The organism is Mesorhizobium sp. P170090 (assembly GCF_057786115.1).
In genome coordinates, this window is sequence record NZ_JBYNWH010000001.1 from 1,194,327 (window position 1) to 1,210,092 (window position 15,766).

Genomic DNA, 15,766 nt, shown 5'->3' on the forward strand with positions numbered 1-15,766 from the left:
ACCGGGGGCGCGCAGCCAACGTAGGAGTGAGATGGCGCAGTCTTTCTCCGCTTGCAAGGCAGGTCAAACGAAATCGAAAGTGCCAGGCAAAGCGCAACGAACGATCCGCTGCCGTCGCGTATTCGGCACGAAATCGGTCCGCGGCGGTTGTCCGGCGACCAGAAATTTCCACGCAGTCGCGCCGGGCAAAGACGCGTCAGCCTTTCGAGCAATCCGGCTTCGGCTCACCCGGCAGCTTGCCGTCGGGATGGCCGGCAAGATCGGGATTGGCCGTATAGAGCTGGTCGACCACCAGCGGCCGGTCGGGAAGGATCGACTGGTCCTCGCTCGACATCAGCGTCGTGTCGATCTTCTGCAGGAACGTGCCGTCAGGACCCCTGATGCTGATCGAAATCGCATAGGGCTTGTCCTTGACGATACAGGTCAGCGCCGGGCTTTCCAGGCTGACCTTGTCGAGCTTCGGCCAGACCTTCTGCTCGATCACCAGGGGAGGACCGCCAGCCGGATTCTGGAAGCTGGCGACCGCAACCTGGCCTTCGCCCATCGGCTGCAGGGGCCGCAGCGTCACGACATAGGTCGCCCGGGCGAGACGGTAGTTGAAGACGACGACCTTGCCGGAAACCTCGAACAGCTTGCCGTCGCCGCCGGTGTCGCGGCAGGCGCCAAGCGCAACGGCTGCGATAAGCGCTGCACCGACAAGGATCGAACGAAAAACAACCCTAGGCATTGTTGACCTCATGGGCCGCCGTGCGGCGGCGGCGATAGTGACGGCTTGCTTTCTGGCGGTTGCCGCACACAGCCATATCGCACCAAAGGCGGCTGGAATTGCGGCTCCTGTCGAGAAACAGCCAGCTGCAATTGGGACAGATCCTGAGCCTGGCGACCGCGTCGTCGCGCAGCAGCGACAAGGCCGAAACCGCCAGCGCCGCCTCGAACGCGATCGGCGTCGCCGGATCGCCGAACGGTCTGCCCGGGGCGCCGATTTCGGCCGGGCCCCGATCGAGGCCGTTGGCGCAGGCCTTGAGAAAAGCGGAGAGGTCGCCGGCGGCAAGCGCACCTTTCGACACCGCGCCGCGAAACAGGCAGTCGGTCGTCTCGCGGATCGCCAGCACCACCGGAGCGATGCTGTCCGGCGACGTCGCCTCCAGCGGTCTGCCGCCAAGCTCGGCACCGCGAAAGCCGGTTGCGGCGTTGGCGAAGCGCGCGATCTCGGCCGGATCGGCAAAACGGTCGAAGGTCTTTTCCGGATCGTTGCGCAACACCACGGTGTTGGCCGTATCGAGCGCAAGAATGCCGCCGGTGAAGCGATGTGGGCTCCAAGATACTGTCATATCAGAAATCTAACCGATAAATCGCGTTTGACAAGTTAGATTTTACGATGCAAACCTTGGCGCGGGCTCCGGCGCCCGGAAAGCTGTCTATGCTCTATTTCTTCCAGCAGGTGCTGAACGGGCTGCATTCCGGCGCGCTCTATGCGCTGCTTGCCTTCGGCTACGTGCTGACCAATGGCATCCTGCACCGGACCAATCTCGCCTATGGCGCGCTGTTCGCCTTTTGCGGCCAGACGATGATCCTGACCGTGGCCTTCGGCTATCAGGTATTGTGGCTGACCTTGCTGGCGGCAGTGGTGCTCGGCGTCGTCACGGCTTTCCTTTATGCCGCGCTGATCGGCCACGTGCTGTCGCGCAGCGTCTTCGAACCGCTGGCCGACCGCACGCCCAATGCCATTGTGGTGACGACGCTCGGCATCCTGCTGGTGCTGTCGGAAGCAAGCCGTATCGCCGCCGACACGCATGACTGGTGGCTGCCGCCTATGCTGGCGCAACCCATTGTCTTCGCTCAGGATGCCGGCTTCCAGGCGACGCTGACGCTGATCCAGCTCATCGATTGCGCGGTGGTTCTGGTGGCAATCATGCTCGCCGCATGGGCGTTCGCCAGCTCAGGCTTCGGCCGCCGCTGGCGGGCCGTCTCCGACGATCCCAAAGCGGCTGCCATGTGCGGCGTGGACGTGCGCGCAGTGTTCCGGCATGCGGTGTTGTTTGGCGGTTTCTGCGCCGCGCTGGCCGGAATCATGGCCGCCCTTTACTACGGCAATGTCAGCTTCGGCTCGGGCCTCGTTTACGGGCTGAAAATCCTGTTCGTGACGGCGGTGGGCGGCTATCTCTCGCCGCCTCGGGCCGCGCTCGGTGCGGCCGCCTTCGGCATGGCCGAATCGCTATGGGCCGGCTATTTCCCGATCGAATGGCGCGATGGCTGGATGTATCTGTTCCTAGTCGCGGCACTTGTGCTGATCGGTCCCGGCCGCGACCAGCAGAAGATCGCCTGATCGCCGCATCCGCTGTCAGACTTTGGTTGCATGACGCAGCAGCCGGTCGGCACTTATCCCCTGCCTCCCGTCACGACGGCGTTGATCGCGCCCATGCCATGTTGACCCGCCGAACCACGCACGGCATACCGTTGGGCCACAGCGGCGCGACGGAAAATAGGGGAGCCGGCGCGCCTTCGACCTCAGGGAGGAAATGCATGGCAGGGCTGCTCGCTCTATCCAGAACGATCGACCGTATGAACGAGTTCATCGGCCGGTGGATATCGTGGCTGATCCTGCTGGCAATCCTGGTCAGCGCCGCCAATGCCATCATCCGCAAGGTCTTCGACGTCTCGTCGAATGCCTGGCTGGAACTGCAGTGGTACCTGTTCGGCGCCGCCTTCATGCTGGCCGCCGCCTATACGCTGAAGCAGAATGACCATATCCGCATCGACATCGTCTACGGCATGTGGTCGCGCCGCGTGCAGCACTGGATCGACCTGCTCGGCCATGTCTTCTTCCTGATGCCGTTCGTGACGCTGATGGTGATCTATTTTGTACCCTACGTGTCGCTGTCGTTCCGCAGCGGCGAAATGTCGAACAATTCCGGCGGCCTGATCATCTGGCCGGCCAAGGCGATCCTGCTCGTCGGCTTCTTTCTGCTGGCGCTGCAGGGCATCTCCGAGATCATCAAGAAGATCGCCATCATGCGCGGCGACATGGACGATCCCAATCCGTTCATCTCGGTGCACGAACAGGCCGAGCTCGAGGCGAAAGCCCTTGCCGAAGAAGCCAAGGCGCTCGTCCAGGAGGCGCGCCCATGATCGAGTTCATCGCCCAGAACATGGCGCCGATCATGTTCGCTTCGCTGATCGTCTTCCTGCTGATCGGCTATCCCGTCGCTTTTTCACTCGCCGCAAACGGCCTGATGTTCTTCTTCATCGGCGTCGTGCTGTCGCCCTATTCGGGCGGCTCGATCAACTTGGCGTGGCCGCTGCTGCATGCGCTGCCCGACAATTTCTACGGCAGCCGGGTGATGTCGAACGACACGCTCTTGGCAATCCCGTTCTTCACCTTCATGGGCATCGTGCTGGAACGATCGGGCATGGCCGAGGACCTGCTCGACACGATCGGCCAGCTGTTCGGCCCGGTTCGCGGCGGCCTTGCCTATGCGGTGATCTTCGTCGGTGCGCTGCTTGCCGCGACCACTGGCGTGGTCGCGGCTTCGGTCATCGCCATGGGCCTGATCTCGCTGCCGATCATGCTGCGCTACGGCTATGACCGACGACTGGCGTCGGGCGTCATCGCGGCATCCGGCACACTCGCCCAGATCATCCCGCCGTCGCTGGTGCTGATCGTTCTGGCCGACCAGCTCGGCCGTTCGGTCGGCGACATGTATGCCGGCGCGCTGATCCCCGGCCTGGTGCTGACCGGCCTTTACACGCTCTACATCCTGATCATGTCGATCGTCCGGCCGAACTCGATGCCGGCGTTGCCGCTGGCGGCCCGCACGCTTGGCCACGGCGTGCTGTCGCTGCTCGCGGCACTGCTGGTGGCAGTCGCGGCTTCCTATGCGGCCTATCGCTACCTTGCGCCGGCGCATGGCGACAATGCCGATATCCTTGGCGCCAGCATCGGGGTGATCCTGATCTATATCGTGGCGATCGCCGACAAGGGCCTGAACATCAACATGATGTCCAGGTTGGCGCAGCAGGTGATCATCGTTTTGATCCCGCCTCTGGCGCTGATCTTCCTGGTGCTGGGCACCATCTTCCTCGGCATCGCCACCCCGACGGAGGGCGGCGCCATGGGCGCGGTTGGCGCCCTGGCGATGGCGGCAATGAAGGGGCGGTTGTCGCTGGATGTCATCAAACAGGCGCTCGCGTCGACCACGAGGCTTTCCTCCTTCGTGCTGTTCATCCTGATCGGCGCGCGGGTGTTCTCGCTGACCTTCTACGGCGTCAACGGCCACGTCTGGGTCGAGCATTTGTTGACGTCGCTGCCGGGCGGCGAAGTCGGCTTCCTGATCGGCGTCAACATCCTGGTCTTCGTGCTCGCCTTCTTCCTCGACTTCTTCGAGCTCGCCTTCATCATCGTACCGCTTTTGGCGCCGGCTGCCGATAAGCTCGGCATCGACCTGATCTGGTTCGGCGTGCTGCTCGGCGTCAACATGCAGACCTCCTTCATGCATCCGCCTTTCGGCTTTGCGCTGTTCTACCTGCGCTCAGTCGCCGCGCGCGTGCCCTATCTCGATCGCCTCACCGGCAAGCAGATCGCGCCGGTGACCACCGGCCAGATCTATTGGGGCGCCGTGCCCTTCGTCTGCATCCAGGTGATCATGATCGGGCTGACCATCGCCTTCCCGCAAATGGTCATGCGCTACAAGGGTGCGGCCGTCGATCCGGGTACGATCGAGATCAACTTGCCTGATATGCCAGGCCTTGCGCCTCTCGGCACACCACCACCAGCCAACGGTGGTCCATCACCTGCGGCGCCACCGTCGAACGATCTCTCGCAGCCGCCGAATTTCGGCGAGACGCCGCCCGCCAAGCCGGCGGCGCCGGCGACTGACCTGTCGCAGCCGCCGAACTTCAACTGATGTGTGAACACTGAGAACCTGAGTGAGGATGTCATGAGAGCCGTGCGCCTGGAAGCGGTGGGCAGCATTGCGCTACGGGAGGTCGACAAGCCTGTTGCGGGACCGCAGGACGTTCTGGTGCGCGTCGAAGCCTGCGGCGTTTGCGGCACCGACCGTCACCTCCTCCACGGCGAATTCCCTTCGAGCCCGCCGGTGACGCTTGGTCACGAATTCTGCGGCATCGTGGAGGCTGTCGGCGATGCGGTTTCCGGCATCGCCATCGGTGACCGTGTTACCGGCGATCCCAACATCTTCTGCGGACGCTGCAGTCATTGCCGAGCCGGCCGCGTCAATCTGTGCAGCAATCTCAGGGCCATCGGCATCCATCGCGACGGCGGCTTCGCCGACTACGTCGTGATGCCGCAGAGCCAGGCCTTTCTTCTGCCTGCGAACCTCAAGCCAACGCATGGCGCCTTCTGCGAGCCGCTGGCCTGCTGCCTGCACGCTGTCGACCTCGCCGGAATCAGACCCGGCGCTGCCGTGGTGGTGCTTGGTGGCGGCGTCATCGGCCTGCTTACCGTGCAATTGGCGAGGCTCGCAGGAGCGGCGACCATCATCCTGTCGACGCGGCAGGCCTCCCGCCGTGCGCTCGCCGAAGAGCTCGGTGCAACGGCGACGGTCGACCCAAACGCGGTCGACCCGATCGAGGCGATCGCCGGCCCAACCGGCCTTGTGCCCGGCGGGGCCGACGTGGTGCTCGAATGCGCCGGTGTCCCCGATACCGTCGAACAATCGATGCGGCTGGCGAAGTCCGGCGGCTCGGTGGTGATCGTCGGCGTGATGCCGCAAGGCGTGAAAGTGCCCTTCGAACCGTTCGACATCCTGTTTCGCGAACTGAAGGTTCTCGGCTCGTTCATCAACCCCTTCACCCACAGGCGGGCGGCGGACCTTGTCGCGTCCGGCGCAATCGAGATCGACAAGCTCATCTCAAGGCAGGTCGGCCTGGAGGAAGCCGCCTCGGTGATCGCCAATCCGGCAGCGCCCGGCGAGGTCAAGGTGTTGGTGGTGCCGGGCATGGAATGAAGGGCAGCCTCAATCCTGCGGCGTTGGCGATTGGCGAAACGGCGATGACCGCGCCCCTCTCCCCGTCACTATACGGGGACAGGATGCCGGCAGGCAGGTGAGGGGTAGCGTCAACGCTCGGAAAAATAAGCTATAATTTCGGGGCGGCTACCAAGCCCAAGGCGATCGATCGCCGAAGTTTGCGCCGCCCCTCATCCACCTGCCGGGACCTTCTCCCCGTATAGTGACGGGGAGAAGGGACAGATCCCAGCCTACAGTTTGCCGTTGCGCTGCTGGACCATCATGAAGGTGTCGTAATTGTACTCGGCCACCTGCGCCCACAGATAGTGCTCCTTGCGGAAGCCCTTGATCGAGTCCCAGATCTTCTTGAACGGTGCGTTGGTGGCTTCCATTTCGGTGTAGACCTCATTGGCCTTCTCGAAACAGGCGGCCATGATGTCCTGGCTGAACGGGCGCAATTTCGCGCCGCCGGCCACCAGCCGCTTCACCGCCGCAGGATTGAGAAAATCGTATTTCTGCAGCATGTTGGCGTCCGCCGCCTGCGCGGCGGTGTGCACAAGCGACTTGTAGGCGGGCGACAGCTCCTCGTACTTGGCCTTGTTGAACAAGAGATGGACGGTCGGGCCGCCTTCCCACCAGCCGGGATAATAGTAGTAGGGCGCGACCTTGTAGAAGCCGAGCTTCTCGTCGTCATAGGGGCCGACCCATTCGGCGGCGTCGATCGTGCCTTTTTCCAGCGCCGGATAGATGTCGCCACCGGCGATCTGCTGCGGCACGACGCCGAGCTTCTGCACCACTTTGCCGGCAAAGCCGCCGATGCGCATCTTGAGGCCGGACAGGTCGGCGACGGTGTTGATCTCCTTGCGGAACCAGCCGCCCATCTGCACGCCGGTGTTGCCGCCGGGCAGGCCGAAAAGACCCTGCGTGGCAAGAAACTCGTTGAACAGGTCGATGCCGCCGCCATGATAGTGCCAGGCGTTCATGCCGCGCGCGTTGAGCGAGAACGGCACCGCCGCACCGAGCGCCCATGTCGGGTCCTTGCCCCAATAATAGTATGACACCGTGTGGCAGGCCTCGACGGTGCCGGCAGTGGTGGCGTCGGCGGCCTGCAGGCCGGGCACGAGTTCGCCGGAGGCGAAGACCTGGACCTGGAAATTGCCGTCCGTCGCCTCAGACAGCATCTTGGAGAAGACTTCGGCGCCGCCATAGATCGTATCGAGTGACTTGGGAAAGGATGACGCCAACCGCCACGTCACTTTCGGATTGGACTGGGCGATTGCCGGTGCGGCTAGCGTAGCGGCAGCCGCCGCTGCGCCCACGCCGGTGACCCCGGCCTTGCGGATGAATGAACGACGATCCATGCAGTTCCTCCCTATTGGACCAACAACCGATATCAGGGACATCTCCTCACGTCCGGTATCGATTTGCCCGAAACAATACACGGGCAAAAGGTCGAGTCCAGCATGGTGGCGGGATTTGACGGCGGCGCTGGCGACAAATCCGCGGGCCGGCCGGCCAGCCTGCAACTATAGTCTAACGTTCGCCGCGTGGCCCATGCGAGATGGCGAAACTTGCCATGGAAAAGCGCCTTCGGATCGCCTATTTTGCAGGCACAATAGCTATTCGCTTCGCGCCAAATGGAATCCGGACCCAAAATGCACCAGCCGCTCGTCGCCATATCAACCGACGTCCGTCAGTTCGACAACTACACCTGGCATGCCGTCCCGCAGCAATATATCGAGGCAGCACTTTCCGGCGCCGGCGTGTTCCCGCTTTTGGTGCCGTCCTTCGGCGACCGGCTCGATTTCGACGAGCTGTTGTCCTCGGTCGACGGTGTCATGGTCACCGGCTCGAAGTCCAACGTGCATCCATCGCTCTATGGCGGCGACGCCAGCGAAGCCAACGGCCCCTACGACCCGGCGCGCGATTCCACCACGCTGCCGCTGATCCGCAAGGCGATCGAGCGCGGCGTGCCGCTGCTTGCCATCTGCCGCGGCATCCAGGAGTTGAACGTTGCGCTGGGCGGCACGCTTGGCACCGAGATCCAGGAGCGCGAAGGCTCGCTCGACCATCGCGCGCCGGTGAGCGACAACCAGGACGAACGCTTCGCCATTCACCAGACCATTTCGATCAAGCCGGGCAGCTGCCTGGCCGGCGTGTTTGGCGCCGGCGACATCAAGGTCAACTCGCTGCACCGCCAAGGCATCGACCGGCTCGGCTCGAAGCTGCAGGTCGAGGCGGTTGCCGGCGACGGCACGGTGGAGGCAGTTTCGGTGAAGGACGCCCGCGCCTTCGCCGTCGGCGTGCAATGGCACCCCGAATACTGGGTCAAGTCGGACAACAACTCGGCCAAGATCTTCCGCGCCTTCGGCGATGCGGTGCGGCTGCATGCGACGGCGAAGGCCGGTGCACGGGCGGCGGCGGAATAAATCCCGGCGATCAATTGCCGGCGGATTGATCCCGTTCGCCGGTTGTCGCCAGCGACAGCAGTGGCGTGGCCGGAGCGTAGGATTCGTAGCCGTCGCCATCCGCAACCGAGAAGGTGACGATCGGGTCGGTGCCGTCGGCGCTGAACGCGATCGTGCCGTCCTCGCCCTCTCGCCAGAATTTTGCCCGCTCGATGCCGGGCAGCAGCCCGCGGCAATTCGGCGCCACGGTCAACAGCGACAGGCCATCGTCAATCGCGGCGCCGCGGCTAACCGCGCAGTCGCCTTCGTCGCCATTGGCGACCAGCCTGAAGGTGGTTGCCGGCCTTGCTTCATTGGCCGAACTTTCACTGCTGCCGCCGTGAAACAGCTGAAAGCCGGCGAAAAGTGCCGCTGCCGCAATCGATGCCGGAAGTTTCGTCATCTTGCACTCCGCGCCCCCCGGCGCAGATGCAGAATGATTTCAAAGCGTTAAGCCGACGTTAACGAGTGTGGCAGAGAGCCGCTCAGCTTCGTGGCTTGACTTGCGCCGTCTCCGGCACCGGGGTCAGTGGCCGGCGCTCGCTGAACCAGGATACCAGATTGTCGACGCACAGATCCGCCATGGCGCGGCGCGTGTGGTGCGAGGCCGAGCCGACATGGGGCAAAAACGAGGTGTTGGGCGCCTCCAGCAAAGCCTTGGGCACATTCGGTTCATCGGCGAAAACATCGAGCCCGGCGGCGGCAATGGTGCCGTTGGCAAGCGCTACGGCGAGGTCTGCCTCGTCAACCGTGCTGCCACGGCCGATGTTGACGAAAACGCCGTTGGCGCCAAGCGCCGCCAGGATTTCGGCATTGACCGCCTTCTCCGTGGAAGCGCCGCCCGGCACTACGGAAATCAGCGTATCGACCGCTTCGGCAAGGCCCTTCAGCGTCGGGTGGTATTCATAAGCCAGACCTTCGACCCTGCGCCTGTTGTGGTAGGCCACCGGCAGCCCGAACGCTTCCAGCCGGCGCGCAATGGCAAGGCCGATGCGGCCCATGCCGAAAATGCCGACATGCCGACCGCGCAAGGTCAGCCGGCTCAGGGGATAGTTGCCCTTCTTCACCCAACTGCCGTCGCGCAGCCATTTCTCGGCCTTGTAAAGTTCACGCACGGTGTTGAGCAAAAGGCCGATCGTGGTGTCGGCGACCTCCTCGGTCAAAACATCGGGGGTGTTGGTGACCATGATGTTTTTCTTGGCCGCATGGCCGGCATCGACCGAATCATAGCCGACGCCGAAGGAGGCGATGAGTTCGAGGTTGGGCAATGCATCCATCAATGCCGCATTGACGCCGGCGAAGGACGCAATGGCGCGCACGTCATGGCGCATCTCGTCGGTGACCAGGGCGGGATCGGCGCGCTCTATCTTGACCCGCTTGAAGGTGCGGTCGATGCGCTCGACCGCATGGTCGTTGAAATGTCCTGGCACCAGAACGGCGACGGTCTGCAACGCATCAGTCTTGGTCATGCACGCTCCACCGGCTTGCCGGTCGACTGGCGCACATGCAGTTCCGGCTTGATCAGTTCCTGTGACGGCCGTACCGCCTGTCCGTTCAGCTTGTCGAGCAGCGCGCTGGCGGCACGGCGGCCGACCTCTCGCTGGCCATTCCAGACTGTGGTGAGCGCCGGTGTCGCGATTGCCGCCTCCTCGAGATCGTCATAGCCGGTCACCGAGATGTCGGCGCCCGGCACCAGGCCGGCGCGGGCAATGCCGTTCATCAGGCCGATGGCGACCAGATCATTCCAGCAGCAAGCGGCGGTTGGCTTGTCTTTAAGCGCCAGAAACTGTCCAGCCGCCTCGAATCCGCCCTGCTTGGTGCGCGGCCCGGCGATGCGCCAGGACGGCCTGACCTCAAGCCCGGCGGCCTCCATGGCGTTGAGATAGCCCTGGTAGCGGTCGCGCCCGGTCGAGGTCTGGTCGGTGCCGCCGATCATGGCGATGCGCTTGTGCCCGAGCGAGATCAGATGATTGGTGGCAAGTGCCGTGCCATAGGCATCGTCGCCGCGAAACACCGGCACGTCGGCGCCTTCCACGCTGCGTGCGATCAGCACCGCCGGCAGGCCGTTTTCCTCGGCCATGACGATGTCAGAGGCCGGCGTGCCGATGGCCGGGGACATGATGACGCCGTCGGCGCCGAGCTGCAGCAGCGTATCGATGAAGGTGCGTTGCTTTTCCAACTGGTCGTAGTGATTGGACAGGATGAAGGTCTGCCGGCTGCGGTCGAGTTCGCTCTCGATCGAGCGCAGGATCTCGGCGAAGAACGGGTTCATGATGTCATGCACGACGACGCCGACAATGCCCGAGCGCGAGGTGCGCAGTGAGGCGGCGCGGCGGTTGTAGATATAACCGATGGCCCGCGCGTGCTCCTTGATGCGGTCACGCGTGGCGCCTGCGACCAGCGGGCTGTCGCGCAAGGCGAGGGAGACGGTGGCCGTGGAGACGCCAAGCGCATCCGCGATCGTCGAAAGCTTGATCTTTTGTGCCAGCCCTTGGCTCCCCGAGTCTTTTAAATTTTTTAAATGCGGCGTTATGCCATCGGATTCGGCGCAAATCAAAGTTTTTTCGCCAGAGCCTCCGCCTCGACATCGACGGTCGTGCGATTGCGCAGCCGCAGACGGTGCTCGCGATGGATGATGTAAAGGCCGCTGGCGACGATGATGGCTGCACCCACCAGCGTCCAGCGGTCGGGGAACTGGTGGAAGATGATCCAGCCGGACAGGATCATCCAGACCATCTGCGAATAGGGGTACGGCGCCAGCGCCGTGGTGGTCGCCAGGCGGTAGGCCTGCACCAGCAGCCAGTGGCCGCCGGCGCCGAACACGCCCAGCATCACCAGGATGAACCAGTGCCAGCTATCCTGCGGCAGCCCATGCGAGAACGGCAGCATCGGCAGAAGCAGCACGGCCGGCGCCAGCGCCGAAAACAGGATCAGGCTTTCCGAGGTTTCGCTGGCTGACATCCGCCGCGTCATGATGACGTAAAAACTGTTCGACAGCATCGAGCCGAGCGCGAAAAGATGGCCGATGCCGAACACGCCGATGCCCGGCCTTGTAATGACGAGCACGCCGACAAAGCCCGACAGGATTGCCAGCCAGCGCCGCCAGCCGGCCCATTCACCAAGCAGCGGCCCGGCAAGGGCGGTGATCACCATCGGCCCGAAGAAGTAGATCGAGGTGGTCTCGGCCAGTTGAAGCGTTTTGAGCGCCATGACGTTGCACATCGTCGAGCCGAACAGCAGACCGCCGCGCAGGATGTGGGCCGGCAAATTGTTGGCGCGGAAGCGCGACGGCTCGCGCCAGCCGCGCAGGAAGACGCCGACAAGCAGGACATGGACGGTGAAGCGGGCCCAGGCGACGATCAGCGCCGAGACGCCGGCCAGGACCAGATATTTGCTCGATGTGTCGAGAAAGGTGAAAAAGACATAGGTGGAAAGCATGAACAGCATCGCCGCGGGCGGCGTTGCGCTTTCGTCTGCTTTTGCGGGAACGTTCAATGTCAGGCCGGGCAGGGAGGAGCAACGCTTAACCTTTGCGGCAATCGCCTGCGCCCGGCAAGCCAAAAGCGACTGGCACAACAGGAGCCGCGCGCAGGCTCAGCGCGGGCCGATCCTATGCCGGCTAAAGCGCCTCGCCGGATGCCACTTGCGCCTGGAGATGAAGCCACAACGCCTGGGCGACGGGTCCATGCGGTCGGTCGCGCCGGCGCACCGCCGCCAGGGTCTCCGTCCGGCCGGGCAGATGTGCACCAGCGATCGAGATCAGCCTCCTATCCCGCAGTTCGTCCTCGATCAGCCATGCCGGCAGATGGCCCCAGGCCAATCCGTGAAGGATCAGTTCCTTCTTCATCAGATGATCCGGCACCGAGCACTGATGCGCACCGTCGACGAGGAAATAGCTCTCCGGCGACGGCCGCCGCGCCGTGTCGCGGATCACGCACTGGGTGAAGGGCCGCATCTGCTCCGGCGCAATCTCGCGGCCAGGCGCGAACGGAAGGAACCCAGGCGCCACCACCGGCACGAGGGGCACCGCGCAGAGATGGATCCGCTCGAGATGCGGATCGGAAGGATCCGCGCGATGGAAGATGAGGTCAGCCTCGCCTTCCATCAACCGTTCGAGCGGACCGCCGACCGCCTCGTACTCCAGGTGCAGGCGTGTCCCGGTGCGTTCGGCAAAGAAGCCGCTGAGCATAGGCAGGATTTGCGGTCGCGGGCACAGATCACCCACGACCACACGCAGGACCGTCTCCTCGCCACTCGCCAACTGGCCCGCATAGGTTCGCAGATGGTCGAGCTCGCGCAATGTCAGCTGCGCTCGCGCGTGAAACTCGCGGCCCGCCTCCGTCAGCCCCACCCGATATCCGCTGCGGTCGAGAAGTGTGAGCCCGAGCAACTGCTCGAGGCGTGCGACAGCGGCGAAGACGGATGGATGCGATCGGTTCAAGGCAAGGGCGGCCGCCTGGAAGCTGCCCTCGCTTGCCACGGCGTCAAAGCACCGTAGGTCGTGGAGTTTCAGACCATTCATTATCGCCAAAACCTACTGAGATTGTCCAATCATAGTAATTTTCCTGGATAATTACGAGGCCTAGGGTGGCTCATTCAAAGGGCGGCGGGAGCATCGAACTCCTTTCGCCAGGGTGAGATGAGGACCAGATGACTGACACGCTTTATTTTACGACGGGCGACGGCTGCCGGATCGCCTATCAGCTGGCGGGGGCCGGCCCTGTGCTTGTGCTCTCGAATTCCATTGCGACGAACCTGCATATGTGGGACCGGCAGCTTGCGGAATTTGCCGGATCTTTCCGGGTGCTGCGCTATGATCTGCGCGGCCACGGCAGTTCCGATGCTCCGGCCGGAGCCTATTCGCTCGATCGGCTGGGCCGCGACGTCCTTGAGCTGCTGGATGCGCTTCAGATCGCCCGCGTGCATTTCTGCGGGCTGTCGCTGGGCGGCTTCGTAGGGCAGTGGCTGGGTATCCATGCCCCGGACCGCATCGAGCGTCTCATCCTTTCCAACACCTCGCCACATCTCGGGCCGGCTTCTTACTTTGACGAGCAGATCCGTACTGTCCTTGCTGCGAGCAACATGTCGGCCGCCGCGGACATGTTCATGCACAACTGGTTTCCCGCCTCGATGCTTGCCGGCCCAAACGAAACCGTCGACGCGTTCCGCGCGATGGTCCTGGCGACGCCGCCCCAAGGTCTCGCGGGATGCTTCGCCGCCGTACGCGATTGCGATCTGCGCCGGACTGTCTCCCTCATTACCGCCCCCACCCTGGTGATCGGTGGAGAAGACGACAAGGTAACGCTGGCAAGCCACAGCGAGGCGATCGCAGCCAGCATCCCCGGCGCCACGCTTACACTGCTTCCGGGCGTCCATATGCTGAACGTCGAGCGGCCGACTGAATTCATGAGCGCCGTTACACGCTTCCTGCTGAATTAGGCGTGCATGCGGGCGCCCTTGGTGATCTTGTCGACGAGTTTCTTGTCGGCACGCAGCGCGATGCCGACGATCTTGGCGTCCTCAGGGCCGAACTCGGCGAAGACGGCGCGGTTGGCCGCATCGAAGCCGGTGGCAAACATCTCCTCGACATAGGCTGACGCCGTCACGCCCCGCTCCAGCGCCTTCCGGTGGATGGAGTTGAGCGTCGGCCCATCGGCCGAAAGCACGATGACCGGCTGGATCGACAGAGGATTGTAAAGGTTGCCGGCGCGGTCGCGGTAGGGTTCGCCGATAATGTCGGGGAATTGCGCGACGACGCCGCTGCTCAGGAAGGCCGTGACGTTGAGCTTTTGCCAGACGGCGAGATCGTCCCGCAGCACGATTGCAAATTTCGTATCGAACACCAAAATGAGGACTCCGGAGCACGCCCATGAAGGGCAGGGATAGGTGATGACGCACGATCTAGACGGTGAGGCGACACAGGGTCTTGGACGTTCGTGCGCGGATGAAGACCGGATCGTCTCGGCGCCAGGCAGGACCGGCATCGAGCGCATCGAGGCGCATTTCCATGGCAAAGCCTTCGACCTGCACCGTCATGATACGCTTGCCGTCGGCGTGACGCTTTCCGGTGTGCAGCGCTTCCACTACAGGGGCACTGTCAACCACAGCCTGCCCGGCCAGGTTATCGTGCTGCATCCCGACGAAGTGCACGATGGCGGCGCCGGGACCGAGGATGGTCTGCGCTACCGGATCCTCTATCTGGAACCCTCACTGCTGCTCGACTGCCTCGACGGCGCGCCGCTGCCTTTCGTCAGGGATGCTGTGGTCAGCGATCCTGCCTTGCGTGGCACGCTGCTTTCGGCCCTGTCGCCGCTCTATGAGGAACTGGACGAGCTGTTCGTCGCCGATTTCGTTGCGGAGCTGGCGCAGCATCTGGGGCGTCATGCGGGACAGAAAGCAAAGCCGATGGGGAAGTCGGCCTCGCGTGCGGCAGCGCTGGCGCGCGGCTATCTCGAGGAGAATGCCGAGCGGTCCGTTCGTTCCGATGAGCTGGAAGCCGTCACCGGGCTCGACCGCTATGCGCTGTCACGCCATTTTCGCGCGACCTATTCCACCAGCCCGCATCGGTTCCTGCTGATGCGCCGGCTGCAAAAGGCAAGACGGATGATCGAGGTGGGCGAGCCGCTGGCCGAGATTGCCGTTGGCGCCGGCTTCAGCGACCAGAGCCATTTCAACAGGCATTTCAAGAAAGCATTCGGCTTGACGCCCGGCCGCTGGTCGACCCTGGTGCGCGGGCCTTCGGTAGCCGCCTAGGCCAGGAAGATCAATCGTCGATGTCGCCATCGTCGTCGACAAGCACCAGCTCCTCGTTCGACAAATTGGCCTCGATGCGGGCGAGCAGCTTGAACAGCGTCTTCTGTTCTTTCTTGTCGAGGCCCTTCAACGCCTGCTTCTCGGTCTTCTTCACCGACTTCTCGATGGCGTGGATGATCTCGCGGCCGGTGTCGGTGAGAAAGATATGCGCCTGGCGTGCATCCGCGGAAGAGGCGCGCTTTTCCAAAAAGCCCTGGGCCTGCAGCCGGTTGATGGTCTTGGTGATGGTCGGCGGGCGAACGCCGAGGCGGCCGGCGAGATTGCCGGGCGTCTGGCCGTCCTCGCGGTCGAGCGTCAGCATGATCTGGTCCTGGCCGGCATAGAAGCCGTGCGCCAGAAGCCGCGCCGCCAGCGCGGTCCTTGCCAGCCTTGCCGCCGAATGCAGCCGGCTCATCGTTGCAGTCTTGTCCGCCTTGGCCATGGTGATCCCTCTTCGGCCGTACCGGTGCGTGCAGCATAGACGCAGCCGGCCGGTTGGCAATCGACGATCAAAAAGATTCCGGCTTTCGAAACAGCTTTGCCGGCAAGCATTTGTGGTGC

17 protein-coding genes are annotated in these 15,766 nt (G+C 63.6%); 7 read left to right on the forward strand and 10 right to left on the reverse strand.

Annotated features, from left to right (window positions below):
- Positions 1–196: 196 nt before the first annotated feature.
- Together AC3EML_RS05970 and AC3EML_RS05975 are read right to left on the reverse strand one after the other, a co-directional pair.
- Positions 197–727, reverse strand: coding sequence for a hypothetical protein (locus AC3EML_RS05970; protein ID WP_023671345.1), 531 nt, complete (start codon positions 725–727; stop codon positions 197–199).
- Positions 720–1,331, reverse strand: a complete 612-nt coding sequence (locus AC3EML_RS05975; RefSeq protein ID WP_352520582.1) for a CGNR zinc finger domain-containing protein — start codon at positions 1,329–1,331, stop codon at positions 720–722. The genes AC3EML_RS05970 and AC3EML_RS05975 overlap by 8 nt, the downstream gene beginning before the upstream one ends.
- A gap of 89 nt (positions 1,332–1,420) precedes the next feature.
- On the opposite strand from AC3EML_RS05975, the gene AC3EML_RS05980 reads away from it, so the two are divergent.
- From AC3EML_RS05980 to AC3EML_RS05995, 4 genes are all read left to right on the forward strand, one after another.
- Positions 1,421–2,326 (forward strand): branched-chain amino acid ABC transporter permease, encoded by a 906-nt coding sequence (locus AC3EML_RS05980; protein WP_352520581.1) that lies wholly within the window; start codon positions 1,421–1,423, stop codon positions 2,324–2,326.
- A gap of 197 nt (positions 2,327–2,523) precedes the next feature.
- Positions 2,524–3,129, forward strand: coding sequence for a TRAP transporter small permease subunit (locus tag AC3EML_RS05985; RefSeq protein WP_352520580.1), 606 nt, complete (start codon positions 2,524–2,526; stop codon positions 3,127–3,129).
- Complete coding sequence (locus AC3EML_RS05990; protein WP_352557151.1) at positions 3,126–4,904, forward strand: TRAP transporter large permease; 1,779 nt, start codon at positions 3,126–3,128, stop codon at positions 4,902–4,904. The genes AC3EML_RS05985 and AC3EML_RS05990 overlap by 4 nt, the downstream gene beginning before the upstream one ends.
- Before the next feature lie 33 nt (positions 4,905–4,937).
- Positions 4,938–5,966 carry a zinc-dependent alcohol dehydrogenase family protein gene (locus AC3EML_RS05995; protein ID WP_023683515.1) on the forward strand — a complete coding sequence of 343 codons (1,029 nt, stop codon included), beginning with the start codon at positions 4,938–4,940 and terminating at the stop codon, positions 5,964–5,966.
- 251 nt (positions 5,967–6,217) lie between these two features.
- Here the strand turns inward: AC3EML_RS05995 and AC3EML_RS06000 are convergent, their stop codons facing one another.
- A complete protein-coding gene (locus AC3EML_RS06000; RefSeq protein ID WP_023671351.1) occupies positions 6,218–7,327 on the reverse strand; it encodes a TRAP transporter substrate-binding protein in 1,110 nt (369 codons plus the stop codon).
- Between the two features lie 294 nt (positions 7,328–7,621).
- Here AC3EML_RS06000 and AC3EML_RS06005 point away from each other — a divergent pair, with 294 nt between their 5' ends.
- The gene (locus AC3EML_RS06005; RefSeq protein ID WP_023834802.1) at positions 7,622–8,395 is read left to right on the forward strand and encodes a gamma-glutamyl-gamma-aminobutyrate hydrolase family protein; all 774 of its coding nucleotides are present in this window, start codon (positions 7,622–7,624) and stop codon (positions 8,393–8,395) included.
- Positions 8,396–8,405: 10 nt separating this feature from the next.
- On the opposite strand, the gene AC3EML_RS06010 is transcribed toward AC3EML_RS06005, so the two are convergent.
- From AC3EML_RS06010 to AC3EML_RS06030, 5 genes are all read right to left on the reverse strand, one after another.
- Positions 8,406–8,816, reverse strand: coding sequence for a hypothetical protein (locus AC3EML_RS06010; RefSeq protein ID WP_023671353.1), 411 nt, complete (start codon positions 8,814–8,816; stop codon positions 8,406–8,408).
- 82 nt (positions 8,817–8,898) lie between these two features.
- The gene (locus tag AC3EML_RS06015; RefSeq protein ID WP_023834803.1) at positions 8,899–9,882 is read right to left on the reverse strand and encodes a 2-hydroxyacid dehydrogenase; all 984 of its coding nucleotides are present in this window, start codon (positions 9,880–9,882) and stop codon (positions 8,899–8,901) included.
- Positions 9,879–10,901, reverse strand: coding sequence for a LacI family DNA-binding transcriptional regulator (locus AC3EML_RS06020; RefSeq protein ID WP_023671355.1), 1,023 nt, complete (start codon positions 10,899–10,901; stop codon positions 9,879–9,881). The genes AC3EML_RS06015 and AC3EML_RS06020 overlap by 4 nt, the downstream gene beginning before the upstream one ends.
- Before the next feature lie 65 nt (positions 10,902–10,966).
- Positions 10,967–11,851 (reverse strand): DMT family transporter, encoded by an 885-nt coding sequence (locus AC3EML_RS06025; protein WP_033003853.1) that lies wholly within the window; start codon positions 11,849–11,851, stop codon positions 10,967–10,969.
- A gap of 181 nt (positions 11,852–12,032) precedes the next feature.
- Positions 12,033–12,935, reverse strand: a complete 903-nt coding sequence (locus AC3EML_RS06030; RefSeq protein ID WP_023694713.1) for a LysR family transcriptional regulator — start codon at positions 12,933–12,935, stop codon at positions 12,033–12,035.
- A gap of 128 nt (positions 12,936–13,063) precedes the next feature.
- Between AC3EML_RS06030 and AC3EML_RS06035 the strand changes: the two genes are divergently transcribed.
- Complete coding sequence (locus tag AC3EML_RS06035; protein WP_023689240.1) at positions 13,064–13,852, forward strand: alpha/beta fold hydrolase; 789 nt, start codon at positions 13,064–13,066, stop codon at positions 13,850–13,852.
- On the opposite strand, the gene AC3EML_RS06040 is transcribed toward AC3EML_RS06035, so the two are convergent.
- Positions 13,849–14,256, reverse strand: a complete 408-nt coding sequence (locus tag AC3EML_RS06040) for a DUF2000 family protein (RefSeq protein WP_023714565.1) — start codon at positions 14,254–14,256, stop codon at positions 13,849–13,851. The genes AC3EML_RS06035 and AC3EML_RS06040 overlap by 4 nt on opposite strands.
- 46 nt (positions 14,257–14,302) lie before the next feature.
- On the opposite strand from AC3EML_RS06040, the gene AC3EML_RS06045 reads away from it, so the two are divergent.
- Complete coding sequence (locus AC3EML_RS06045; protein ID WP_023714566.1) at positions 14,303–15,166, forward strand: AraC family transcriptional regulator; 864 nt, start codon at positions 14,303–14,305, stop codon at positions 15,164–15,166.
- 10 nt (positions 15,167–15,176) lie between these two features.
- On the opposite strand, the gene AC3EML_RS06050 is transcribed toward AC3EML_RS06045, so the two are convergent.
- Entirely contained in the window at positions 15,177–15,647 is a 471-nt protein-coding gene (locus tag AC3EML_RS06050) for a MarR family winged helix-turn-helix transcriptional regulator (RefSeq protein ID WP_023671361.1), read from the reverse strand.
- Positions 15,648–15,766: the final 119 nt, after the last annotated feature.